The 23,206-nt window shown below is 73.4% G+C and carries 25 protein-coding genes; 11 read left to right on the forward strand and 14 right to left on the reverse strand.

Annotated elements, in window-relative coordinates; genetic code table 11:
- Positions 1–98: 98 nt before the first annotated feature.
- A complete protein-coding gene (locus M6G08_RS02355; protein ID WP_272585515.1) occupies positions 99–896 on the forward strand; it encodes a site-2 protease family protein in 798 nt (265 codons plus the stop codon).
- Here M6G08_RS02355 and M6G08_RS02360 read toward each other — a convergent pair.
- Both M6G08_RS02360 and npdG read right to left on the reverse strand, forming a co-directional pair.
- Positions 886–1,077 carry a hypothetical protein gene (locus M6G08_RS02360; RefSeq protein ID WP_272585516.1) on the reverse strand — a complete coding sequence of 64 codons (192 nt, stop codon included), beginning with the start codon at positions 1,075–1,077 and terminating at the stop codon, positions 886–888. The genes M6G08_RS02355 and M6G08_RS02360 overlap by 11 nt on opposite strands.
- Before the next feature lie 77 nt (positions 1,078–1,154).
- The gene (npdG, locus tag M6G08_RS02365; RefSeq protein ID WP_073722436.1) at positions 1,155–1,862 is read right to left on the reverse strand and encodes an NADPH-dependent F420 reductase; all 708 of its coding nucleotides are present in this window, start codon (positions 1,860–1,862) and stop codon (positions 1,155–1,157) included.
- A gap of 323 nt (positions 1,863–2,185) precedes the next feature.
- On the opposite strand from npdG, the gene M6G08_RS02370 reads away from it, so the two are divergent.
- Complete coding sequence (locus M6G08_RS02370) at positions 2,186–2,788, forward strand: hypothetical protein (protein WP_272585517.1); 603 nt, start codon at positions 2,186–2,188, stop codon at positions 2,786–2,788.
- 33 nt (positions 2,789–2,821) lie between these two features.
- Here the strand turns inward: M6G08_RS02370 and M6G08_RS02375 are convergent, their stop codons facing one another.
- Positions 2,822–3,052, reverse strand: coding sequence for a hypothetical protein (locus tag M6G08_RS02375; RefSeq protein WP_272585518.1), 231 nt, complete (start codon positions 3,050–3,052; stop codon positions 2,822–2,824).
- A gap of 58 nt (positions 3,053–3,110) precedes the next feature.
- Between M6G08_RS02375 and map the strand changes: the two genes are divergently transcribed.
- Both map and M6G08_RS02385 read left to right on the forward strand, forming a co-directional pair.
- The gene (gene map, locus M6G08_RS02380) at positions 3,111–3,971 is read left to right on the forward strand and encodes a type I methionyl aminopeptidase (RefSeq protein ID WP_272585519.1); all 861 of its coding nucleotides are present in this window, start codon (positions 3,111–3,113) and stop codon (positions 3,969–3,971) included.
- Positions 3,972–4,103: 132 nt separating this feature from the next.
- Complete coding sequence (locus tag M6G08_RS02385) at positions 4,104–4,751, forward strand: biliverdin-producing heme oxygenase (protein WP_272585520.1); 648 nt, start codon at positions 4,104–4,106, stop codon at positions 4,749–4,751.
- Positions 4,752–4,832: 81 nt separating this feature from the next.
- Here the strand turns inward: M6G08_RS02385 and M6G08_RS02390 are convergent, their stop codons facing one another.
- From M6G08_RS02390 to M6G08_RS02405, 4 genes are all read right to left on the reverse strand, one after another.
- Positions 4,833–5,048, reverse strand: a complete 216-nt coding sequence (locus M6G08_RS02390; protein WP_073722444.1) for a hypothetical protein — start codon at positions 5,046–5,048, stop codon at positions 4,833–4,835.
- A 98-nt stretch (positions 5,049–5,146) separates the two neighbouring features.
- Entirely contained in the window at positions 5,147–5,830 is a 684-nt protein-coding gene (locus M6G08_RS02395) for a PhzF family phenazine biosynthesis protein (RefSeq protein WP_272585521.1), read from the reverse strand.
- 131 nt (positions 5,831–5,961) lie between these two features.
- The gene (locus tag M6G08_RS02400; protein ID WP_272585522.1) at positions 5,962–7,518 is read right to left on the reverse strand and encodes an HtaA domain-containing protein; all 1,557 of its coding nucleotides are present in this window, start codon (positions 7,516–7,518) and stop codon (positions 5,962–5,964) included.
- Positions 7,519–7,570: 52 nt separating this feature from the next.
- Positions 7,571–9,028, reverse strand: coding sequence for an HtaA domain-containing protein (locus M6G08_RS02405; RefSeq protein WP_272585523.1), 1,458 nt, complete (start codon positions 9,026–9,028; stop codon positions 7,571–7,573).
- Positions 9,029–9,129: 101 nt separating this feature from the next.
- On the opposite strand from M6G08_RS02405, the gene M6G08_RS02410 reads away from it, so the two are divergent.
- The 4 genes from M6G08_RS02410 (at position 9,130) to M6G08_RS02425 (ending at position 13,250) form a co-directional block, all read left to right on the forward strand.
- The gene (locus M6G08_RS02410; protein ID WP_272585524.1) at positions 9,130–10,158 is read left to right on the forward strand and encodes a heme/hemin ABC transporter substrate-binding protein; all 1,029 of its coding nucleotides are present in this window, start codon (positions 9,130–9,132) and stop codon (positions 10,156–10,158) included.
- Complete coding sequence (locus M6G08_RS02415; protein ID WP_272585525.1) at positions 10,155–11,246, forward strand: FecCD family ABC transporter permease; 1,092 nt, start codon at positions 10,155–10,157, stop codon at positions 11,244–11,246. The genes M6G08_RS02410 and M6G08_RS02415 overlap by 4 nt, the downstream gene beginning before the upstream one ends.
- The gene (locus M6G08_RS02420; protein ID WP_272585526.1) at positions 11,243–12,160 is read left to right on the forward strand and encodes a heme ABC transporter ATP-binding protein; all 918 of its coding nucleotides are present in this window, start codon (positions 11,243–11,245) and stop codon (positions 12,158–12,160) included. The genes M6G08_RS02415 and M6G08_RS02420 overlap by 4 nt, the downstream gene beginning before the upstream one ends.
- A gap of 100 nt (positions 12,161–12,260) precedes the next feature.
- Positions 12,261–13,250, forward strand: a complete 990-nt coding sequence (locus M6G08_RS02425) for an SCO2278 family lipoprotein (protein WP_272585527.1) — start codon at positions 12,261–12,263, stop codon at positions 13,248–13,250.
- A gap of 13 nt (positions 13,251–13,263) precedes the next feature.
- Here M6G08_RS02425 and M6G08_RS02430 read toward each other — a convergent pair whose 3' ends face one another.
- Both M6G08_RS02430 and M6G08_RS02435 read right to left on the reverse strand, forming a co-directional pair.
- Positions 13,264–13,995, reverse strand: coding sequence for a bifunctional DNA primase/polymerase (locus M6G08_RS02430; RefSeq protein ID WP_272585528.1), 732 nt, complete (start codon positions 13,993–13,995; stop codon positions 13,264–13,266).
- Positions 13,996–14,114: 119 nt separating this feature from the next.
- Positions 14,115–14,756: a TetR/AcrR family transcriptional regulator gene (locus tag M6G08_RS02435; RefSeq protein ID WP_272585529.1), complete on the reverse strand. Its 642-nt coding sequence runs from the start codon at positions 14,754–14,756 to the stop codon at positions 14,115–14,117.
- Positions 14,757–14,861: 105 nt separating this feature from the next.
- Here M6G08_RS02435 and M6G08_RS02440 point away from each other — a divergent pair, with 105 nt between their 5' ends.
- Positions 14,862–15,074 (forward strand): DUF6243 family protein, encoded by a 213-nt coding sequence (locus tag M6G08_RS02440; RefSeq protein ID WP_272585530.1) that lies wholly within the window; start codon positions 14,862–14,864, stop codon positions 15,072–15,074.
- Positions 15,075–15,173: 99 nt separating this feature from the next.
- Here the strand turns inward: M6G08_RS02440 and M6G08_RS02445 are convergent, their stop codons facing one another.
- From M6G08_RS02445 to M6G08_RS02455, 3 genes are all read right to left on the reverse strand, one after another.
- On the reverse strand, positions 15,174–16,169 hold the full coding sequence (locus M6G08_RS02445; protein ID WP_272585531.1) for a small ribosomal subunit Rsm22 family protein: 996 nt from the start codon (positions 16,167–16,169) through the stop codon (positions 15,174–15,176).
- A gap of 149 nt (positions 16,170–16,318) precedes the next feature.
- Positions 16,319–17,488: a serine hydrolase domain-containing protein gene (locus M6G08_RS02450; RefSeq protein WP_272585532.1), complete on the reverse strand. Its 1,170-nt coding sequence runs from the start codon at positions 17,486–17,488 to the stop codon at positions 16,319–16,321.
- Positions 17,455–18,762, reverse strand: coding sequence for a multidrug effflux MFS transporter (locus M6G08_RS02455; protein WP_272585533.1), 1,308 nt, complete (start codon positions 18,760–18,762; stop codon positions 17,455–17,457). The genes M6G08_RS02450 and M6G08_RS02455 overlap by 34 nt, the downstream gene beginning before the upstream one ends.
- A gap of 117 nt (positions 18,763–18,879) precedes the next feature.
- On the opposite strand from M6G08_RS02455, the gene M6G08_RS02460 reads away from it, so the two are divergent.
- Complete coding sequence (locus M6G08_RS02460) at positions 18,880–19,902, forward strand: Gfo/Idh/MocA family protein (protein ID WP_272585534.1); 1,023 nt, start codon at positions 18,880–18,882, stop codon at positions 19,900–19,902.
- On the opposite strand, the gene M6G08_RS02465 is transcribed toward M6G08_RS02460, so the two are convergent.
- Positions 19,889–21,544 carry an alkaline phosphatase D family protein gene (locus M6G08_RS02465; protein ID WP_272585535.1) on the reverse strand — a complete coding sequence of 552 codons (1,656 nt, stop codon included), beginning with the start codon at positions 21,542–21,544 and terminating at the stop codon, positions 19,889–19,891. The two genes, M6G08_RS02460 and M6G08_RS02465, sit on opposite strands and share 14 nt — an antisense overlap.
- A 132-nt stretch (positions 21,545–21,676) precedes the next feature.
- Between M6G08_RS02465 and M6G08_RS02470 the strand changes: the two genes are divergently transcribed.
- Entirely contained in the window at positions 21,677–22,468 is a 792-nt protein-coding gene (locus M6G08_RS02470) for an SDR family oxidoreductase (RefSeq protein ID WP_272585536.1), read from the forward strand.
- Between the two features lie 268 nt (positions 22,469–22,736).
- Here the strand turns inward: M6G08_RS02470 and M6G08_RS02475 are convergent, their stop codons facing one another.
- Positions 22,737–23,063 (reverse strand): nuclear transport factor 2 family protein, encoded by a 327-nt coding sequence (locus M6G08_RS02475; protein ID WP_272585537.1) that lies wholly within the window; start codon positions 23,061–23,063, stop codon positions 22,737–22,739.
- Positions 23,064–23,206: the final 143 nt, after the last annotated feature.

Raw genomic sequence — 23,206 nt, forward strand, 5'->3', positions numbered from 1 at the left:
GGAACCTCCCGCCGACCGCGAGACGTTTCCCCGGTGCGCCCGGTACGGTCGGGCAGTCCTCGTCAGTCCCGCGCCCGCCGAACAGTCCAGGGAGCCCCATGACCACCGCCCACCTCCGCCGGAGCGACCGGCGGATCAGTCCCGTCTTCCTCGGGATCGTCGCCGTCACCGCGGTCACGGGCTGGGCCACCTGGACCGGGTTCGCGGAGCAGCCGGGCGTGGCCGTGTTCCTGTTCGTGACGGGCGCCTGGGTCGTGTCGCTGTGCCTGCACGAGTACGCGCACGCGCGCACCGCCCTGCACAGCGGGGACATCTCGGTCGGCGCTAAGGGCTACCTCACGCTGAACCCGGTGAAGTACACGCACGCCCTGCTGAGCATCGTGCTGCCGGTGCTGTTCGTGATCATGGGCGGGATCGGTCTGCCGGGCGGTGCCGTCTTCATCGAGCGCGGGCGCATCCGGGGACGTTGGCGGCACAGTCTGATCTCGGCCGCGGGGCCGCTGACGAACGTGCTGTTCGCGATCGTCTGCACGGCCCCGTTCTGGCTGGACGCGCTGGACGGCGTGCCGCGCGACTTCCGGATCGCGCTGGCCTTCCTCGCGCTGCTCCAGGTCACGGCCGCGATCCTGAACTTCCTGCCGGTGCCCGGTCTGGACGGCTACGGGGTGATCGAGCCGTGGCTGTCGTACAACGTGCGGCGGCAGGTGGAGCCGCTGGCGCCGTTCGGGCTGCTGATCGTGTTCGCGCTGCTGTGGATCCCGGCGGTCAACGGCGTGTTCTTCGACGCGGTCGACGCGATCCTGCGCTCCCTGGGGATCGCCGAGATCGACACCTACTGCGGCTTCGAGCTGTACCGCTTCTGGCAGACGGACGAGCTGTGCACGGTCAGCCCGTGACGGAGGCGGCGCGCCGGGCGTCCCGGTCCCGCTTCACGTAGTACCAGCACATGTTGGACGACACACCGGACAGCAGCACCCACACGACGCCGATGGCGACGCTGCCCTGCACGAAGGAGACGACGGCGGCGGCCACCGCGAGGACGCAGACGGCCAGGGCGTAGCGGGCGAGGCGGGGCATGGGGCGGGCTCCTGTCGGGGGGACACGGGCGGATACTGCGCCGGCGCGGCCGGCACCCACCAGTGTCCCCCATCGCCTCACACGTCGGTGACGCGGAGCCCGGCGTGTGCCTTGTAGCGGCGGTTGACGGAGATCAGGTTGGCGACGAGCGACTCGACCTGGTGGGCGTTGCGCAGCCGCCCGGCGAAGACGCCGCGCATGCCGGCGATGCGCCCGGCGAGGGCCTGGACGATCTCCACGTCGGCGCGGGCCTCGCCGAGCACCATCACGTCGGTGTCGATCTCGTCGATGGCGGGGTCCTGGAGGAGGACCGCCGACAGGTGGTGGAAGGCGGCGGTGACCCGGCTGTCCGGCAGCAGCGCGGCGGCCTGCTCGGCGGCGCTGCCCTCCTCGGGCTTGAGCGCGTAGGCGCCCTTCTTGTCGAAGCCGAGGGGGTTGACGCAGTCGACGACGAGCTTGCCGGCCAGTTCCGCGCGCAGGGACTCGAGTGTCTTCCCGTGGCCGTCCCACGGCACGGCGACGATCACGACGTCGCTGCGGCGGGCGGTCTCGGCGTTGTCGGCGCCCTCGACGCCGTGCCCGATCTCCTCGGCGGCGGCCTCGGCACGCTCGGCGGCGCGCGAGCCGACGATCACCTTCTGGCCGGCCTTGGCGAGGCGGTAGGCGAGGCCCTTGCCCTGGGGGCCGGTGCCGCCGAGTACGCCGACGACCAGCCCGGAGACGTCGGGCAGGTCCCAGGGGTCCTTGGCGGGGGCCTTCTGTGCAGCACTGTCGGTAGAGGTCATGGGCCGACCCTACGTCCGTCCCGGCCGCCGCACGGGCCGAGGTCCCACCCGGCGACGGAGACCGGCGCACCGGTCCCCCGGGGCGTTCCGCGCGCGTCTTCGGGACCGCCTCCGGCCGCCCCGGGCGCGTGTCGCCCGAGCCCGCCCCCCCCTGGACACCCCGAGCCCGTCTTCCGGGCCTCTCCAGGCAGCCCTTGATCATCCCCGGTCCCACCTCCAGGCACCCCCGGAGGTTCCCGGGCCGCCCCCGCCCATCCCCGAGTCGGGCGAATCGCGTGCGAACGCCGGGTCGTGCGGGCCGGATTGCGGCAGGATGCGGGCGCATGGACGCCGTACGGGTCGCACTGCTGCGGGAAGTGCTCGCCGGGACCGAGTGGCTGGGGGCCACCCGGAGGTTCGCGGGGACGCTCAGGGGGTCGGTGGTGCCGCACGGGGGCGGGCTGCTGCTGGTCGGCACCGCCGGGTACGAGCCGTGGCACCTGGCGGCGCACCTGGTGGACGAGGCCGCCTGGTCGGGGACGCCGGAGCTGGCCCCCACCCTCGTACGGCACGACGCGCGTCCCTCGGACCCGGCGCACCTGGCCGTCGGCCTCGGCCGGCTGGCGGCGGCCCGGCGCGGGGAGACGCTGCTCGTGGTGACGCCCGACGACCCCGGCGCCCCGCTCCTGGAACGGGTGCACGACGCCCGCCGGGCCGGCGCCACGGTGCTGGCGCTGGGCAGCGGTGAGCGGGAGCTGACGGCCATGGCGCACGAGACGCTGACCGTGCCGGACGGCGCCGAGCTGGACCTGGACACGGTGCAGCACCTGGTCAGCGCGGCGGCCGGCGAGAACGCGGTGCCGCCCCCGCGCGGCCCCCGCCGCTTCCGCGACCGCCTGTCCCGCCTGGCCGACCACCTGACGGCGCCGCCCCCGTCGCGCTGGTGACGGTCGCCGCCGGAGTGTCCCCGGGGTGGCCGGTCAGTCCTCGTCCGTGCGCCCGGCCGGGGCGTCGTGCCACTTCGGGTCGTTCTCCCACTCGAGGTTGCGCTCGCGGGCCGTCCGCATCGCGTGCTCGGCCTCGGTGCGGGAGGCGTACGGTCCGAAGCGGTCCTTTCCCGGGCAGTCCGGGCCCTCCTCGACCTTCTGGTGCTCCAGGCAGTAGTACCACTCGCCCGGCTTTCCGACCGTACGCTTCTTGAACAGGGCCATGACCGGCTCCTTTCGCCAGGGACATGGTCTCGTATGCCCGCTGGTTAGACTCGCTGTCATGTCTTCTGGCCAGTCGCTGCTCGTACCTGGGGAGCTGTCTCCCACCCGTTCCGTGCCCGGAAACATCCGGCGGCCCGAGTATGTCGGCAAGCCCGCGCCGACGCCGTACACCGGCCCGGAGGTGCAGACGCCCGAGACGATCGAGGCGATGCGCGTGGCCGGGCGGATCGCGGCGCGGGCCATGGAGGAGGCCGCGAAGCTCATCGCGCCCGGCGTGACGACGGACGAGCTGGACCGGGTGGCGCACGAGTACATGTGCGACCACGGCGCCTACCCGTCGACGCTGGGCTACCGCGGTTTCCCCAAGTCCCTGTGCAGCTCGGTCAACGAGGTCATCTGCCACGGCATCCCCGACTCGACGGTGCTGCGCGACGGCGACATCGTGAACCTGGACGTGACGGCGTACATCGGCGGCGTGCACGGCGACAACAACGCGACGTACCTGGTCGGCGACGTGGACGAGGAGAGCCGGCTGCTGGTCGAGCGGACCCGGGAGTCGCTGGCCCGCGCGATCAAGGCGGTCCGGCCGGGCCGGCAGATCAACATCATCGGCCGGGTCATCGAGTCGTACGCGAAGCGGTTCGGGTACGGGGTGGTGCGGGACTTCACCGGGCACGGGATCAACTCGTCGTTCCACTCGGGGCTCATCGTCCCGCACTACGACAGCCCGCACGCCACCACCGTCATCCAGCCCGGGATGACCTTCACGATCGAGCCGATGCTGACGCTCGGGACCCACGAGTACGACATGTGGGACGACGGCTGGACGGTCGTGACGAAGGACCGCAAGCGGACGGCGCAGTTCGAGCACACCCTGGTGGTGACCGACTCCGGCGCCGAGATCCTGACCCTTCCGTAGCCTCGGTACACCCCTTCACGGCCCGCTCTCCTCGGAGAGCGGGCCGTTTCGCGTCCCAGTGGGTACGCTTTTACCGACAGGCCGTCGGCAAGCTATTGACTTAGGTAAGCCTAACCATAGAAAATCATGCTCATGGACTCCTTCTCGACGCTCATCCGCACCGCCTCCCACGAGCAGCACGTGGAGGCGGAGACCTCGACGTTCATGAGCGACCTGCTGGGCGGGCGGCTCGGCGTCGACGCCTACGCGCGCTACACCGAGCAGCTGTGGTTCGTCTACGAGGCCCTGGAGTCCGGGGCGGGCCGGCTGGCGTCGGACCCGGTGGCCGGGCCGTTCGTCCGGCCGGAGCTGATGCGGCTGGCCTCCCTGGAGCGGGACCTCGCGCACCTGCGCGGCCCCGACTGGCGCGCGGGGCTCACCGCCCTGCCCGCGACCGAGGAGTACGCGGCCCGGGTCCGCGAGTGCGCCGAGAGCTGGCCGGCGGGATACGTCGCCCATCACTACACCCGCTACCTCGGTGACCTGTCCGGCGGCCAGATCATCCGCGACAAGGCGGAGCGGACGTGGGGCTTCGTCAGGAAGGGCGACGGGGTCCGGTTCTACGTCTTCGAGGAGATCACCAACCCGGCCGCCTTCAAGCGCGAGTACCGGGAGCTGCTGGACGGCATCCGCGCGGACGACCTGGAGAGGCAGCGGGTCGTCGCCGAGTGCAAGCGGGCGTTCGCGCTGAACACGGGGGTCTTCCGGGCGCTGGGCGAGGAGTTCCCGCTCTCCGCGTGAGCGACGCCGGCACCCCGCGGACATGCCGGTCCCCCTCGGCCGCCTGGGCGGAGGGGGACCGGGAGCGATCGGCCCTGCGGCTCAGTTGTCGATGTCGTAGTCGTCGCTGCGGCAGTTGATGCCGCCGTAGGTCACGTCGCTGCCGGTGATCTCCGTGGAGACACTGCCGAAGTACGGGCTGCAGGTGGCGTCCTCGTCACCGTGCAGGGAGCCGTCGAAGGCGGTGGCCGTCGCGACGCCGCCGGCGGTCATGGCGGCGGTCAGCAGGACGGTGGCGAGCGCGGAGCGGATGCGCATGGATTTCCTCTCAGAGGTGGACTTGAGGGAACGGTCACGCGAGAGGTAACCCCTCCCGCCCGCGCGCACACGCTGTTCCACCCGTACGGCGGCGCCCGTCACCGCTCCAGACGCACCCGTCCGCCGATCTCCACCCACCCCTCGGGCTGCGGCGCGGTCAGGATCTGCGAACCGGCCCCCTGGGTGATGTTCAGGGCCCGGCCCAGCCGCTCGGTCAGCAGCAGCGCCGCCGCACCGGTCGCCTCGTCCTCGTCTATACCGTCGGCGCGCCCCGGAAAGGCGCGGGCCCGCACCCGTCCCGCCGGCTCGTCCTCCCACGCCCAGGCGTAGATCCTCCCCCAGACTTCGTCCGGGGGGACCCCCATCTCGCTTCGCTCGCCCGGCGGCGGCACCGCCAGGTCGTCGACCTCGGCGGCGGAGGCATACTGGCGCAGGGTGCGCGGCGGGGCCCACTCGGGGCGGGCCTCGATCCAGCTGAACTCGCCGTCCAGCCGGGCGCCCACCACCCCGGCCGGGGTGACGAGTTCGGGTACGTCGAGCAGCCAGGCCGTGCCGACGCAGGGGTGTCCGGCGAACGGCAGCCGCAGGGCGGGCGTGTAGATGTCGACGACGCCGCGCTCGGGGTCGTCGACGAACACGGTCTCGCTGAAGCCGAGTTTCGCGGCGAGCTCCTGCCGTCCGGCGGGGTCGGGCAGCACGGAACCGTCCCGGACCACGCCGAGCTCGTTGCCGTATCCGCCGTTCGGCGCGCAGAAGACGCGCAGTACGTCGTAGTCGGTCACCGGAGCATTCAAGCATCGCGCGCGGGCGGCCGGACCGGCGTGGGTATCGCCGACGGGTGGGGCGCTTCGTCCGGCCGTACGAAGCGCAGCGATGCGGGCCGGGGCAGCCCGCATCGCCTTCGCGCTTGCCGCTACGGCTGCGTGCGCCGCCTGCGCGCCGCGAACACCGCTCCCGCGCCGAGCGCGACCGCGATGCCGGCCGCACCCGCGAGGGCCGGGCCCGGGATGTCCGAGCCGGTGGAGGCGAGGCTGCCGCCGCCGATGGCCGAGCCGCCCGTGGTGGACCCGGTGCCCCCGATGGTGGACCCGGTGCCGCCGGCCGTCGAGCCCGTGCCGCCGCCGGTGCCACCGGTGGTGCCCGAACCGCCGCTGCCGCCCGTGCCGCCGCCCGACGGGAGCCGCGCTTCCTCGCTCAGCGCCACCGACAGGTCGACGGCGTCGAGGGCGGTGCCGGCGGTGTAGAAGTCGCCGAAGGCCTTCGCGCCGGCCTCGGTGAGCGTGGCGGCGACGCCGTCGACCGTGATGACGTCGTCGCGGGCGGTCAGGTCGGCGGACTTCGCCTTGAGGTCGGCCAGGACGACGCCCTTGGTCCGCGTGCCGAGGCTGTTCACGTCGGCGGTCAGCTTGCCGGTGCCGCCGTCGAGGGTGGCCTCGACATTGCTCAGGGTCAGGTCGAGGCCGTACGTGCCGTTCGTCTCGTGGCCCTTGAAGTTGACGGCGCCCCGGAAGGCGGCGGTGAGCCTGCCGGCGTCGGTGTCGTAGGTGCCGGTGGCGTCCTTGAAGGTGAAGGCGCCGTTGCCGGCCGCCTGGACGGCGCCGGCGGAGACGGTGATCTTCCCCTTGGCGACGGGACCGGTGACGTAGGAGCGGAAGGACTGCTTCACGCCCCAGCCGAGGGTGCCGTCGGCTATCTCGCCCTTGGCAGAGGCGGACGGGGACGGGCCGGTGCCGTTCGTCCTCGACGGCGTCGGGTCCGGTGCCGGGGTCTCGGTCTTCGGCGGCGCGGTGGGCGTGGCGTCCGTGGTCTCCGTGGCCGACGGGGACGGCTCCGGCGACTGGGGCTCCTCGGTGGGGGACGGGGAGGCGGTCGGCGTGGTCGGCGGCGTCTTCTCGGCCACCGTCAGCGGGTCGCCCGCGGCGCCCGCGTAGCCCGGGCTGCCGAGGAACTCCCCGGCCTCAGCCGTGAGGGTGGTCGCCATCTCCTTCATGTCGCGGGTCACGGCGACGGAGGCGAGCGGGACGTCGTCGCCCTCCGTGGTCGTGGGGGCGCCCTGGGAGGTGTCGACCTTCTTCACGTCGGCGGTGATCTCACCGGCCTTGCTGTCGAAGCGCAGGTCGGTGAGGGTCACCTCGAAGCCGTGCGCCTTGGACGCGCTCACCAGGCTGCCCTTGAAGGCGAGTTCCACGGTGTGGCCGGTGGTGTCGTAGGTGCCGGCGCCGTCGACGAAGGTGAAGGCGCCGTTGCCGGCGGCCTGCGAGGCGCCGTCCGCCGTGGTGAAGCCGCCGAACATCCCCACGTAGGTGCGGTACGACTGCTTGATGCCCCAGGTGAGTTCGTAGTCCTTGAGGGGCATCTCGGCGGCCGAGGCGGTGGTCGTACCGACCGTGGCCAGCGCGGTGGCGCCGAGTGCGGCGGCCGTGGCCACGGCGGCGGCGAGTGCGGTGGAGCGGCGTCGTCTGACGGGCATGCTCGGTTCTCCTTGGGTGGCGGGCCGCCGGTGGGCGGCCGGTGTCGTCGGGTCAGCCCCGGTCCGCGTCCGAGCCGGACGCGGCGGGCCGGGCGCGGCGCCTGCGGACGGCGACGGCCACGAGGGCCGCGGCCACCAGCAGCAGGGCGCCGGCCGCGAGGGAGACGGGAAGTGCGGGGAAGTCACCGTTGTCGCCGTCACCGTTGTCGCCGTCGCCGGCGGTGCCGGCGACGGGTTCGGCGGCGGAGTCGTCCGGCCCGGTGGTCTTCTCCTCCGGCTGCGGGCTCGCGCTCGCCGTGGGCGCGCTGCCCAGGTCGGGCAGGGCGGGCAGTTCGGCGTCGGCGGTGAGAGCGACGGCCAGGGACACCGGGTCCATCTCGGTGCCCGCCTGGTACATGCCGCCGAAGGCCTCGGCGCCGCGCGCGGTGAGCTTCGCGGGGGCCTCGGTGACCTTCACCAGGCCGTCGGCGGGCTTCAGGTCCCCGGCGGTGAAGGTGACCAGGGGCACTTTCCGGCCGTTCAGGTCCGGGCTCTTCACGTCGGCGTAGAGCGTGCCCTCGCCTCCTTGGACCTCGGCCCGCACGCCGCTCAGGCTCAGGTCGAGGCCGTGCGCGCCGGTGAAGCGCACCGCGCCGTCGAAGGCCGCGGTGAGGGCGCCGTCCTCGTACGTCCCCTCGCCGCCGGGGAAGCGGAAGAGGGCGCCGCCGTCCTGGGCGCCCGCGGTCAGGGCCCACTTGCCGTCGGCGATGTCGCCGGTGACGTACTCGCGGAAGGTGCGGCGCACACCCCAGTCGACGGCGCCGTCCTCGATGGCGCCGTCCGGAGTCCTCTTGCTCTCCGGTGACTCGGCGGGCGTGCTCGACGGCTGCTTGTCCGGCTGCTGCCGCGCCGCCGCCCGCACGTCGGCGGACAGGCTCACCGGGTCCAGCGCGGTGCCGGCGGTGTAGTACCCGGCGAAGGACCGGGCGCCCTCGGCGGTGAGGGTGGCGGGCAGGTTGTTCAGGGCCACGGTGCTGCCGCCGCCCCGCATGTCGATGCCGCCGAGGGAGAGTGCGGCGAAGGGCACCTGACGGGACGTCGTGACCGTCCCGGTGTCCTTCGCCTTGCTGGTGACGTCCACGTAGAGCGTGCCGGTGGAGCCGGAGACGCTCACGGTGGGACGGCTGAGGGTGAGGTCGAGTTGGTGGGAGCCCGTGCCGGTGCGGTGGCCGAGGAAGTGGACGCCGCCGGAGAAGGCGGCGCGGAAGGCGCCGGTGTCGCCGTCGTAGGTGCCGGCCGCCGAGTGGAAGCGGAAGGTGCTGCCGCCGACGGTGGCCGCTCCCCCGCTCAGGGAGTAACCGCCCTTCGCGACGGGCCCGGTGACGTAGCGCTGGAACGACGACTTGATGCCCCAGTCCAGCCGTCCGCCCTGCACGGTCCGGCTCTCGGCGTGCGCGGCGGCAGCGGGGAGCAGGGCCGAGAGAACCGCCGCGCACAACACGGTGACCAGGACGCGAAGACGGGCGGGCATGCGAAGTCCTCCGGATCGGGGGCCGGTAGCGAACGAAGGTAAGGCTAACCTAAGCTCTAGCCGACTGATACTGGCGGCCGACGGAAAGGACGGACGGAACCGTGCGACGCTTGCGAAACCGACTGGCGGGAGCACTGCTGTCCGTGCTCGCCCTGACCCTGACCGCGACCGGATGCGGAGGCTCTTCCGAGGCCTCGTCCGGCACCGGGCCCGGGCCGGGGGCCGCTTCGGCGGCGGGGCCCGTCTCCGACCGGGTGGAACCGCTCGCGGAGAGGCCCGAGCCCAGACTCCCCGTGACCGTCCGCTCCGCCGACGGCGAGCAGGTGGAGGTCGAGCGGGCCGAGCGGATCGTCCCCCTCTCCGGCAGCCTCAGCGAGATCGTGTTCACGCTCGGCCTCGGCGACCGGGTCGTCGCCCGGGACGTCACCGCCACCTTCGAACAGGCGGCGCAGCTCCCCGTGGTCACCCGGGGCCACGACGTCTCCGCCGAGAGCGTGCTGTCCCTGAAGCCGGACCTGGTGATCGCCGAGACCACCACCGGACCGGAGGAGGCCGTGGACCAGATCCGCGCCGCCGGAGTGCCGGTGCTGTTCGTCGAGGCGGCCAAGGGCCTGGACGACGTGGGCCCGCGCATCCGGGCGGTCGCCGACGCGCTCGGCGTACCGGCGGCCGGTGAGGAACTGACCCGGCGTTCGAAGGAGCGGATCGAGGCCGTGCGCGAGGACGTCCCGCGAGGGGAGAAGCCCCGGGTCGCCTTCCTGTACCTGCGCGGCTCGGCCTCCGTGTACCTGATCGGCGGCGCGGACTCCGGTGCCGGTTCGCTGATCGAGGCGGCCGGCGCGGTGGACGCCGGGGCGGCCTCGGGCCTGGAGAAGGACTTCACCGCGATCACCAGCGAGGCACTGGTGAAGGCGGCGCCCGACGCGATCCTCGTGATGAGCAAGGGCCTGGAATCGGTCGGCGGCGTGGACGGACTGGTGAAGATCCCCGGCGTCGCCCAGACCCCGGCCGGGATGGACCGCCGTATCGTCTCGGTCGAGGACGGCGTGCTCCTCAACTACGGCCCGCGCACCGACCAGGTGCTCGAGTCGGTCGTGACCCAGCTGTACGGCGAGGACGGCGCCCGGTGACCGTACTGGACAAGCCCGCACGCCCCGAGGCGCCCGCCGAGGCGCCCCCGCCCCGCACCCGGCGCACCACCGCCTGGCTGCTGACCGCCGCCCTGACCGCCGGTCTCCTCCTCCTGGTCCCGGTCACGGCCGGCACCGGCGCCTACCCGATCCCGGTCGCCGACGTGCTGGGCTCGGTACTGCACCACATCGGCCTCGGCGGTACGGAGCTGGACCGGGTGGCCGACTCCGTGCTGTGGAACGTGCGGTTCCCGAGGATCGTGCTGGCGCTGCTGGTCGGCGCCTCGCTGGGCTGCGCGGGCGCGCTGATGCAGGGCGTGTTCGGCAACCCGCTCGCCGAGCCGGGTGTCATCGGCGTCTCCTCCGGCGCGGCGGTCGGCGCGGTCGCCGCCATCGCGTTCGGCCTGAACTTCCTCGGCAACTGGACGGTGTCCGTCTTCGCCTTCGTCTCCGGCCTGATCACCGTCCTGGTCGTCTACGCCATGTCCCGCTCGGGCGGCCGTACGGAGGTCGTGACGCTGATCCTGACCGGCATCGCGGTCAACGCCTTCGCGGGGGCGCTGATCGGCCTGTTCCTGTTCTTCGCGGACACGGCGGCGGTCAACCAGATCACCTTCTGGCAACTGGGCTCGCTCGCCCAGGCGACCTGGCCGAAGGTGCTGGCGGTGCTGCCGTGCGCGGCGCTCGGGCTCGGCGTCGCCCCGCTGTACGCCCGCCGCCTGGACCTCCTGGCCCTCGGTGAGCGTCCGGCCCGGCACCTGGGCGTGGACGTGGAGCGGCTGCGGATCGTCCTGGTCCTGGTGATCGCGCTGCTGACCGCGGCGGCGGTGAGCGTGGCCGGGGTCATCGGCTTCGTCGGCCTCGTCGTCCCGCACCTGCTGCGGATGGCGGCCGGTCCGGGGCACCGGTTCCTGATCCCGGGCAGCGCGCTGCTCGGCGCGCTGGTGCTGCTCGCCGCGGACCTGGCGGCCCGCACGGTCGCCGAGCCCGCCGAGCTGCCGCTCGGGGTACTGACGGCGCTGCTGGGCAGCCCGTTCTTCTTCTGGCTGCTGCGCCGCACCCGGCGCAGGCAAGGGGGTTGGGCATGAGGGGCAGGACGGGCGCGGGGGGCAGCACAGGCGCGCGGGGCAGCACAGGCGCGAGGGGCACGAGGACGACCGGGCACGCCAGGGGGCTGCTGCGCCTCGTCCCGTCCCGGCCGGTGCCGCCGCCCCCGGCCGCGCCCGGCGACGTGCTCGCCGAGGCGGAGGGCGTCCGCGTCCACCTCGGCGGCCGGGCGGTCCTGGACGGTGTGGACGTCACCGTCCGGGCGGGCGAGGTGCTCGCGCTGGTGGGCCCCAACGGCGCGGGCAAGTCCACCCTGTTGGGGACCCTGGCCGCCGACGTCCCGGCCGCCGAGGGGGCCGTACGGGTCCACGGCCGCCCGGTGACGGACTGGACCGCGCCCGAACTCGCCCTGCGGCGGGCCGTGCTGCCCCAGTCGGCGTCGCTGTCCTTCCCGTTCCCGGTCGAGCAGGTGGTCCGGATGGGCCGGGCCCCGTGGGCGGGCACCGGCCTGGCGGACGGGGACGACGCGGCGGTGGCCGAGGCGATGGCGCGCACCGAGGTCACCGGCTTCGCCGGGCGCCCGTTCTCGGCGCTCAGCGGCGGCGAGCGGGCCCGGGTGGCGCTGGCCCGCGTCCTCGCCCAACGTGCCCCGCTGCTCCTGCTGGACGAGCCGACGGCGGCGCTTGACCTGCGTCACCAGGAGCTGGTGCTGCGGCTGTGCCGGGAGCGGGCGCGGGCCGGGGACGCGGTGGCCGTCGTCCTGCACGACCTGGCGCTGGCGGCCGCGTACGCGGACCGGGTCGCGGTCCTGCGGGCCGGCCGGATCGCGGCCGACGGCCCCCCGGCGCGGGTCTTCTCCGAGGAACTGCTCTCCGAGGTCTACGACCAGCCGGTGGAGGTGCTGCCGCACCCGCGCACGGGTGCCGTACTGGTCCTGCCGCGCCGCGATCCGTGAGCCGAGGTCACGGAGAGGCGGCGGTACCCGGTCCCGGCGTCCGGGCGCCACCTCACCCCGGTAGGGTTCGCCTCCGGGAAGGGGAAGGTGAAGGAACCTGATGAGCAGGGATCGCGGCCCTCGTAGGCCCCGCAGGCTTGGCAAGCACGCGCTGGTGGCCGCCTCGGCGACCGCTTTGTCGTTGACGGCGAGCGGATGCGTGGTGGTGCACGGTGAGCGCGAGGTGCTGCCGTCGGCCACCCGGGCCGAAGCCGCGAAGGCGCTCCAGCAGTTCACCTCCGCGTACAACGCGGCCGACAAGGCGTACGACGCCTCCCTGGACGCCGAGCACACCACGGGCGCCCTCGCCGCCATCGACTCGGCGCGGCTGAAGGCGGGCCGGACCAACCATCCGGACGGCAACCCGTCGCACGCTCCGCTGGAGCTGACGGACGTCGAGTTCACCATCCCCGAGAAGGCGGGCTGGCCGCGCTGGTTCGTCGCGGACGCCAAGGGCAACAAGGGCGGCGAGGCGCACTGGCTGCTGGTGTTCACCAAGCACGGCCTGGACGAGACCTGGCAGGCGGCGTACCTGACGCTGGTCGCGCCGGACAAGGTGCCGGAGTTCAAGACGGACGCGGACGGCTGGGCCGAGGCCGTACCCGCCAACTCCACGGACGTGGCGATACCCCCCGCCGACCTGAGCAAGGGCTACACGACGTACCTGAAGGACGGCGGCGAGGCCTTCGGCGAAGGCGTCCACACCACTTCCTGGCGGGAGTTGCGGCAGAAGCGGGCGACACGCCCCGGACTGGCCACGCAGTACATCGACGAGCCGCTGACGGACGGCGACTACGCGCCGCTGGCGCTGCGCACGAAGGACGGCGGGGCGGCGGTGTTCTTCAGTTCCCGCCACTACGAGAAGCAGACGGCGGCGCGGGGCGCGGCCGTGCCGACGCCGAACAAGGACGTGCTGGCGCTGACGGACGGCGAGATCAAGCAGTCGCTGACGATGGAGTTCGTCTCCAACCAGCTGGCGCTCGACCCGGCGGACGGACCGGTGTCGATCCTGGGCCGGGTCCAGGGCCTGACGTCGGCGAAGGGCGAGTAGCCCCGGACTGCCGTCAGCGGCGCAGGGGCCAGACGGCACCCGCGTGGTCGCCGTCCGCGCCGGCGTACCGGGCGCAGGCGTCGGTGAGGATCTCCAGCAGGGTCAGCGGGTCCGGCAGCGGGTGCTCGGGGCCGCGCACCCAGTGCACCGTACGGTCCTCGCCGGGCAGCCGGGCCGGCGGTACGAGCACGTAGGAGCCGCGGCAGTGCCAGCGCAGCCCCGGGTGCTCGTCCATCGTCTCGGGGTGGCAGTCCAGCTCGCAGGGCCACCACTCGTCCTCGTCCTCGGGGGTGCCGCGGGTGAGGGTGAACAGCAGCATGCGGCCGTCGTCGCTCTCGGCGACCGGACCGACCTCGACACCGGCGTCGAGCAGCCTCTCCAGCGCCTCACGACCGGCCTGAAGGGGCACGTCGAGGACGTCGTGCACCATGCCGGTCGCGGTGATGAAGTTGGCCTCCGGCTGGTGGCGGGCCCAGCGCTCGATCTGCGCGCGGTCGGTCGTGGACTGCGTCTGCCAGGCGAAGGACACCGGGTGCCGGGCGGGGGTGGGGCAGCCGACGCGCTCGCAGGAGCAGCGGTATCCGGCCGGGTGCGCGGCGGGCGCCAGCGGCAGTCCCGCACCGGCGGCGGCGAGCAGCAGATCCTCCCGGCCACCGTCACCGGCGGCCTCCTTGGGGCGGCGTCCGCGCAGCCACGAGGAGAGTTTGCCCTGCAGACCGCTCCGACCGCCGAACTCCGCGCTCATCAATCTCCTCGCCTCGCCGTCGTGCGCTCCAGCATGCCCTATCGTCGCACCATTGCGCGCTTCGGGGTCGGGAAGGGACAAACTTCCCTGCTCAGCCCGGATTGGCCGAAACCTTTCGGTCAGCGCGGGGCGATCCCGTTGAGGGCGTAGTCGACCAGCGCGTCGGTGTACTCGTAGGAGATCGGCCCCGTGTACTGGAGCCAGCGCTGGGCGAGCGGGGAGACGAAGAGTTCCAGCGCGATCCGCGGATCGACCTCCGGCCTCAGGTCGCCGGCCGCCTGGGCCGAGCGCAGCCGGTCGACGTAGAGCTGGAACGACGGCTCCAGGAGCTTGGTGAAGAACTCCCGGCCGAGCTTCTCGTTGACGACGCCCTCCGCGGCGAGGGCGCGGGAGGGGGCCTCGAACTTCGGGTCGCGCAGTTCGTCGACGGTGGCGCGCAGCACGCTCTTGAGGTCGGCGGCGAGGTCGCCGGTGTCGGGGATGCCCACGCCCTGTCCCCCTGCCTCCTGCGCGGCCCGGTCGCCGAGGTCGAGGAAGGCCTCCAGCAGGACGTCCGCCTTGGAGGGCCACCACCGGTAGATCGTCTGTTTGCCGACGCCGGCGCGGGCGGCGATGCCCTCGATGGTGGTCCTCGGGTAGCCGGCCTCGGCGACCAGTTCGAGGGCGGCGTCGTAGATGGCGCGGCGGGACCGCTGGCTCCGACGGCTGACGTCGGGCTGCGGCTTGTCGGGCGGGGTGTGGGTGAGTTTCTGGGCAGCCATGGCTCAAATTTAACAGGTTGACAAGACGGTGCGTCTCGCCGGACAGTGGATCGAGACAGAAACGAGACGGTACGTATCGTCACACTGGTCGGCGAGAGGAATCCCATGGCCCGAGGTGGAGCCGGAAACATGCTGGGCGTCGGCGGTGCCCGCCGGAAGCTCGGCCGCGACGCACTGCGCGGCGGTGACCGCGGCGGCCGCGTCGGCGGCGGCGCGGACCCGCAGGCCGAGAAGCGGGAACTGCTGCGCAAGCTCCAGGAGCACCGGCGCGAACAGCGGCAACCGGAGAAGAAGGACACGAGCAAGAAGACCTCGTGAGGAGCCGAGCGGCCCCGCAGGCACCCCCGGTGCCTGCGGGGCCGCGCGTTCTCCAGGCAGTGCGGTACGGCCGTCGCCGCGCCGTCATGCCACGGCGGACTACCGCCCCGGCGAGGTGGCCTCCCCCGACGGCCAGGCATCGCCCCAGTCCGCGTCACGGGCCGCCTTGTACAGGTCGCCGTGGCGCTTGGTGACCGTCCGCCGGCGCAACAGCTCGTCGGGCTCGCACAGGTCGAGCAGCACCTGCCCCTTGCGGATCTGCGGACGCCGGACCACCCGGGACGGCGCGGGCTCCACGGGGAACCGGGCGGCCGCGACGTAGCTGAACTTCTCGTCCTCGTAGGCGAGGGAGCCGCCCTTGACCTGCCGGTGCAGGCTCGACCGGCTGACCCGCGCCGCGAAGTGGCACCAGTCCGTGCCGGGCACGATGGGGCAGGCGGCACTGTGCGGACAGGGCGCGGCGACCCGGAACCCGGCGGCGACCAGCCGGTCGCGGGCCTCGATCACCCGGGCGTACCCGTCCGGCGTCCCGGCCTCCACGATCACGACGGCCTGCGCGGCCGAGGCGGCGGCGTCGACGAGGGCGACGCGGTCGGGGCCGGTCAGCTCGTTGAGCACGTAGGAGACGGTGACCAGGTCGGTGCCCGCCACGTCGAGCGCCGCTCCGATGCGGGCGCGCTGCCAACGGACGTCACCCAGTTCCGGAAGGGTCCCGGCGATCTCCCGGCCGAGGGCGAGCGCGGGCTCGGCCCAGTCGAGCACGGTCACCGGTCGGGCGCCGGGCCAGGTGTCGTTGACGGCCCAGGTCGCGGCGCCGGTCCCGCCGCCCACGTCGGTGTGGCTGCCGGGCGCCCACCCGGGCACGGCGTCCGCGAACGCCGCGAGCGCGGAGCGTACGGCGGCGAAGGTGGCGGGCATGCGGTAGGCGGCGTAGGCGACGACGTCCGCGCGGTCGCGCAGGATCGGGGCGTCGGTCGGGGTGGCCCCGCGGTAGTTGGCGATCAGCCGCTCCACGGCCTGCGCGGCCTGGCGGGGCGGCAGCCCGTCGACCAGCTCGGCGAGGGCGGCACGCAGGGTTTCGGCGGGGTCGTTCACTCGGCGCATTGTATGGAACCCGCAGCGGTGCCGCAGGCACCCCACCCGCCCCACCGCCGGAGGCACCCGCACCCCCACCGAACGGCCACAGGCCGCCGCAGGCATCCACACCCCCACCGAACCCGCACAGGCCGCCGCAGGCGCCCCGCTCAACCGCCGGAGGCAACCCGTACGGCCCGAGCCACCCGAGTCCCCACCCCCGCCCGAGGCCCGTTGTCCGGTGCCCGGCGGCGCGGGTGGACCGTGTTGGCCAGCAGGATCGCGAACGTGTCCGTCGCCCGGTCGAGCACCAGCATCGTCCCGGTGAACCCGGTGTGCCCGGCCGCCCCCCGCCCCGCCAGCTCCCCCATGAACCACGGCTGGTCGAGGGCGAACCCCAGCCCCGGCCCGGTCAGCAGCAGCTCCACGAAGTCCGGCCCGAGGATCCGCGCCGGCCCGTACGACCCGCCCGCCAGCAGCGCCCGGCAGAACACCGACAGGTCCCGCGCGGTCGAGAACAGCCCCGCATGGCCCGCCACCCCGCCCAGCGCCCACGCGTTCTCGTCGTGCACGACCCCCCGCAGCATCCCCCGGTCCGCCTTGGCCCACGGCCGCCGCTGATCCTCCGTCGCCGCCGCCCCCGGGCACGGCCCGAACCGCGTCGCCGTCATGCCCAGCGGCCGGGTGATCCCGTCGCGGACGAGGACGTCGAGCGTCCGCCCGGTGATGCGCTCCAGGACGTGCTGGAGGAGCAGCATGTTCAGGTCCGAGTAGCAGTACGTCCCCGGCACCCCCACCGGCGGCTCCGCCCGCAGCCTCCGCAGCCGCTCCTCCCCGTCGGCGCAGTCGTACAGCGGCAGCTCGGGCCGCAGCCCCGACGTGTGCGTGAGCAGCTGACGCACCGTGATCCCGTGCACCGCCGCCGCCCGGAAGTCCGGCAGGTACGCCCCGACCCGCGCGTCGATGCCGAGCGTGCCCCGCTCGATCTGCTGCACGGCGGCGACGGCGGTGAACACCTTCGTCAGGGAGGCCAGGTCGAAGGGCGTACCGACGGCCATCGGCACCCGCGCCCGCTCGGGCAGCTCCACGCCCGCGTCGGCGCGCGCGTCGTAGGCCGAGTAGCGCACGGCCCACCCCGCCGCCTCCTCCACGGCGAGCACGGGCCCGCGCCCCACGGCGACGACGGCCCCCGCCGCCCAGGGCCGCTCCCCGACCGTGAGACCGTGCACCTCTTCCACGGCAAGGCGAAGCTGCTCGGGGTCGAGCCCGGCCCGCTCCGGGGTGCCGTGACGCAGTCTCGGGGCGCTCAGCTCTCTTCTCCCTCCGCGGGACGACGGCACATCCCGGCGAAGAAGGCGAGCGCCACCACCGCCGCGACGAGCTGCACCACGGCCATCGGCAGGGCGGTGTCCTCGCCCGCGATCCCGACCAGCGGCGAGGCGACGGCACCGATGAGGAAGGAGGACGTGCCGAGCAGCGCCGAGGCGGAGCCGGCCGACTTCTTCACCCGCATCAGCGCCAGCGCCTGCGTGTTGGGCAGGCTGATGCCCATCGCCGACATCAGCACGAACAGCGCGGCGGCGACCGGCACGAGTCCGACCTCGCCGAAGACGCCGAGGGACATCAGCAGCAGGGCGGTCGCGGCGGCGATGACGATGAGGAGCCCGAGGACCAGTACCCGGTCCAGCCGCACCCGCCCGACGAGGATCTTTCCGTTGATCTGCCCCACCACGACCAGCCCGATCGAGTTGAGCCCGAACAGCAGGCTGAACGTCTGCGGCGAGGCCCCGTAGATCTCCTGGATGACGAACGGCGACGCGGAGATGTAGGCGAACAGCGAGGCGAAGGCGAACCCGCCCGCGAGCATGTACCCGGTGAAGGCCCGGTCGGCGAGCAGCCCCCGCATGGCGCGCAGCGTGTCGCCGACCCCGCCCTCGTGCCGCTCCCCCTCCGGCAGCGTCTCGGGCAGCTTGGCCCACACGAAGACGCCCAGCGCCACCCCCACCACCGTGAGCACGACGAAGACGCCCCGCCAGTCCGTCACCCGCAGGATCTGCCCGCCGATGAGCGGCGCGACGACGGGCGCGACCCCGGAGATCAGCATGAGGGTGGAGAAGAAGCGGGCCATGGCGACACCGTCGTAGAGGTCGCGTACGACGGCCCGGGCGATGACGATCGCGGCGGCCCCCGCGAGGCCCTGCGCCAGGCGGAAGGCGACCAGCAGTTCCACGGTGGGCGCCAGCGCGCACAGCGCGGTGGCGACGACGTAGACGGCGAGGCCGGTCAGCAGGGGACGCCGCCGCCCCCACTTGTCGCTCATCGGCCCGACCACGAGCTGCCCGAGCGCCATGCCGGCCAGGCAGGCGGTGAGCGTGAGCTGCACGGTGGCGGCGGGCGCGCCCAGGGCCCGGGTGACCTCCGGGAGCGCGGGGAGGTACATGTCCATCGCCAGCGGCGGCGTCGCGGTCAGCCCGCCGAGGAGCAGCGTGACGAGCAGCCCGGCACGGCGGGCCCCGCGGACGTCGCCGTCGTGTGGCGCGTCCGTGGGTGAGGTGCGTGAGGTGATGGTCGGTTGCGGTGGTGTGTGCGGTATGGACGGCCCGCGCTCGGGCATGTGCCCCTCCCTCTTCGACAGATCCGGCACCTATGCTCTCAGCTCGTACGGTCTTGAACGAACACGGAAACGAACAGACTCGAACGACCTGAGCGAGGGTGGGGCAGGGTGTCAGCGGTGACCGGGCAGAAGGTGCGCTGGGGGATTCTGGCGACCGGTGGAATGGCGGCGACGTTCACGGCGGATCTGGTCGATCTGCCGGACGCGAAGGTCGTGGCGGTGGCGTCGCGGACCGAGGCGTCGGCGAAGGGGTTCGCGGAGCGGTTCGGGATACCGCGGGCGTACGGCGGCTGGGAGGCCCTCGCCCGGGACGAGGACGTGGACGTGGTGTACGTCGCCACCCCGCACTCCGCGCACCGAGCGGCGGCCGGCCTGTGCCTGGAGGCGGGCCGCAACGTGCTCTGCGAGAAGCCGTTCACGCTGAACGCGCGCGAGGCGGCGGAACTGGTCGCGCTCGCCCGCGCGAACGACCGCTTCCTGATGGAAGCGATGTGGATGTACTGCAACCCGCTGGTGCGGCGCCTGAAGGCGCTGGTCGACGACGGCGCGATCGGCGAGGTCCGCAGCGTCCAGGCGGACTTCGGGCTCGCCGGCCCCTTCCCTCCCACCCACCGGCTGCGCGACCCGGCGCAGGGCGGCGGCGCGCTGCTCGACCTGGGCGTGTACCCGGTGTCGTTCGCGCAGTTGCTGCTCGGCGAGCCGTCGGACGTCGCCGCGCGGGCGGTGCTGTCGGAGGAGGGCGTGGACCTCCAGACGGGCGCCCTGCTCACCTACGACAGCGGCGCCCTGGCCTCCGTGCACTGCTCCATCACCGGCGGCACGCCCAACTCCGCCTCGGTCACCGGGTCCCGGGGCCGCGTCGACGTGCCGTACGGCTTCTTCTTCCCGGACCACTTCGTGCTGCACCGCGACGGCAAGGAACCCGAGGAGTTCCGGGCCGACCCGGCGGACGGGCCCCGGGCCAGCCTGGCGCACGAGGCCCGGGAGGTGATGCGGGCCCTGCGGGCCGGTGAGAACGAGTCGCCGCTGGTCCCGCTGGACGGCACGCTGGCCGTGATGCGGACGCTCGACGCGATCCGGGACCGCGTCGGCGTCCGCTACCCGGGAGAGACGGAGGCGCCGGTCGTCACGCCGGCTTGAGCCCCTGCTCCCCCACCTCCGTCACGAAGGACGCGGCGGTCGTGAGCGGCGCCCCCTCGGTGGTGACGTGGGAGACCGTCTTGAAGTCGGCGCGCGCCACCTCGCGGCCGAGCGAGACGGTCGTGTAGCCGCGCAGCCCGCTGTAGAACCTCAGGTGCGGGTTGGCGGCCATGAGGGTGTCCCAGTTGGACGGCTTCGCGGAGCCGTCGCGCCCGCTGGTGACGGAGGTGGTGACGATCTCGGTGCCCAGGGTCCGGGAGCCGGGGTCCTCGAAGTCGCGCTTGATGTCGAAGCCGTAGTGCACGTGCACGTCGCCGGTGAGGACCATCAGGTTCTCGACGCCGGCGGCCTGCGCGCCGGCCAGCAGCCGCTCGCGGGAGGCCGGGTAGCCGTCCCAGGAGTCCATGGAGACCTTGGACGGGGTGCTGGTCGAGTTGAACCGCTGCGAGAAGGTGACCTGCTGGGGCACCACGTTCCACAGGGCGTCGGACCGGTGCCAGCCGTTGATCAGCCAGCGTTCCTGGGCGTCGCCGGTCATCGTGCGGCCCGGGTTCTCGGACTCGGGGCCGGGGAACTGCCAGCCGTCGCCGTAGGCCTGGTTGGAGCGGTACTGGCGGGTGTCGAGCACGTCGAACTGGGCGAGCCGCCCCCAGTGCAGGCGGCGGTACAGCCTCAGGTCCGCCCCGTCGGGGAGCTGGGGCCGGCGCAGCGGCATGTTCTCCCAGTACGCCCGGTAGGCGGCGGCCCGCCGGATCAGGAACTCCTCCGGCGGCACGCTGTTCTCGGGCGTCTCGCCGGCGTAGTTGTTCTCGGTCTCGTGGTCGTCCCAGGTGACGACGAACGGGTGCGCGGCGTGGGCGGCCCTGAGGTCGGGGTCGGACTTGTAGAGGGCGTACCGCAGGCGGTAGTCCTCCAGCGTCACCGTCTCGCGGTCGAAGAGGTCCGGCAGGGTGCCCTCGGGGTAGGCGCGGGAGCCCGCGCTGGAGTTGACGGCGTACTCGTACAGGTAGTCGCCGAGGTGGAGGACGACGTCCACGTCCTCCTTCGCCAGGTGCCGGTACGCGGTGTAGTGGCCCTGGTCGTAACGCTGGCAGGAGACCACGCCGAAGGTCAGGTCGGAGGCCCGGCTGCGGGGCGCGGGCGCGGTGCGGGTGCGGCCGGCCGGGCTGACGTACCGTCCGGCGCGGAAGCGGTAGTGGTAGACGTGGCCGGGGGCGAGGTGGTCGACCTCGACGTGCACGGTGTGGTGGAACTCGGGGTGTGCGGTGGCCCGGCCCCGTCTGACCACGCGGCGGAAGCGTTCGTCGAGGGCCAGCTCCCAGCTCACGTCGATCCGTTTCGCGGGCAGTCCGCTGTCGGCCTGGTACGGGACCGGGGCCAGGCGTGTCCACAGCAGGACGGAGCCGGGCTGCGGGTCGCCGGAGGCGACGCCGAGCGTGAAGGGGTCGTCGGTGAGGTGCGCCGCGTCGAGTTCGGCGGCGCTCGCGGTGCCGGCGGCCGGCAGGTTGACGGAGAAGGCGAGCGCCGCGGCGGCGCCGGTGACGGTCAGGAAGCGGCGGCGGCCCAGCCGGCGGGCGGCGGCGCGGAGTTCGGGGGCGTGCCCGGGCCCGTCGGTCCGGGCCTGGTGGTGCGCGGGTGTCATCCGTTCCTCCCCTTGCGGTGGTTGCAGGGGGCATTCGAATGGCCGGGGACGACCCTGGCTTGGCGCGGACATGGCGAACCCATGTCGGACGGATGAGTTCCGCATGATCGGCCACGCGTACGCTGCCGACTCATGAACACCGTGAGAACCGCCGCCGAGGAGAACACCGGCGCGCAGAAGGTAGCCCTCGTCACGGGAGCCGGCTCCGGCATCGGCCGGGCGGTCACCGTCGAACTGCTCGCGGCCGGCTGGTCGGTGGCCCTGGCCGGCCGACGCGTGGAGACACTGGAGGAAACGGCCGCCCAGGCCCCCGCCGGCGGTGGGACGGCGCTCCCCGTCCGCGCCGACGTGTCACGCCCCGAGGACGTGGCCGCCCTGTTCGACGCCGTACGCGACCGCTTCGGGCGGCTCGACCTGCTGTTCAACAACGCGGGGACGTTCGGTCCCGGCGGGGTGCCGGTCGAGGAGCTGCCCTACGAGGCGTGGCGGCACGTGGTGGACACCAACCTCAACGGCGCGTTCCTGTGCGCACAGGCGGCGTACCGGCAGATGAAGGAGCAGGAGCCGCAGGGCGGCCGGATCATCAACAACGGCTCGATCTCGGCGCACACCCCGCGCCCGCACTCGGTGGCGTACACGGCGACCAAGCACGCGCTGACCGGCCTGACCAAGTCACTGTCCCTGGACGGCAGGCCCTACGGCATCGCGGTCGGCCAGATCGACATCGGCAACGCGGCGACCGACATGACGGCGGGCATGCGGACCGGCGCGCTCCAGGCCGACGGCCGGACGGTGCCCGAGCCGGTGATGGACGTGGCCGACGTGGCGCGCACGGTACGGCACATGGCCGAACTCCCGCTGGAGGCGAACGTGCAGTTCGCGACGGTCATGGCGACGGCGATGCCGTACGTGGGCCGCGGCTGAGGAAGGACCGCGGGAGGCAACCCCTGGATCCACACAATCGGAATATCAAAGTCCGCAGTATTGCGGCCGGTGGCGGACTTATGCTCAACTCTCCTTCACCAGAGCTTCACAGATGGAAGCCAGAACTTCCACGAAGCTCGGCGAGCCACACCGAGGGGGGAGGCGGCAGCCGTGCCGCCGCGCCGGTTGGGGGTGGATTCCGCGTGGGACCGCGGGAACACACCGGTGAGCGGCACGGCTGCCGCGTTTTCGTGCCTGCTTACGCCACTTACGCCTGACCGGTCTCGAACCGCGCGATCCGGCCGTCGTCGTCCACGGTGAAGTCCCACCGCGTACGCATCTCGCCCCAGGTGTCGTTGCGGTAGCGGGCGATGAGGGCGCGGCCGCCGTTCGACTCGTTCTCGACGTCCAGGTGCCCGTTGGACGAGAAGATCTCGTGGTCGATCCACTGGGCGAGGTCCCGGTCGTCCCCGTCGTCGGCCATGGTGGCGTCCGGCGCGAGGGTCGCGAGGAAGGCGTCGCGGTCGTGGGCGTTGACGGCGGCCACGAAGGCGCGGACGGCCGGGTCGCTCAGTCGCGTGGTCTGAATCGTCATGCCGGCCAGAGTCACACCGCCCACGACACCCCGCCACCCGACCGTCGGCCCGCTCGCCCGCCCGCCCCCCTCTCCTGCCCCTCCCCTTCACCCGAACGGCGTCCGCGAAAGGTCCGCACGGCAGCGGCGGGCGACGGTGGATG

The sequence above is a fragment of the Streptomyces sp. M92 genome (assembly GCF_028473745.1).
Taxonomy (GTDB): domain Bacteria; phylum Actinomycetota; class Actinomycetes; order Streptomycetales; family Streptomycetaceae; genus Streptomyces.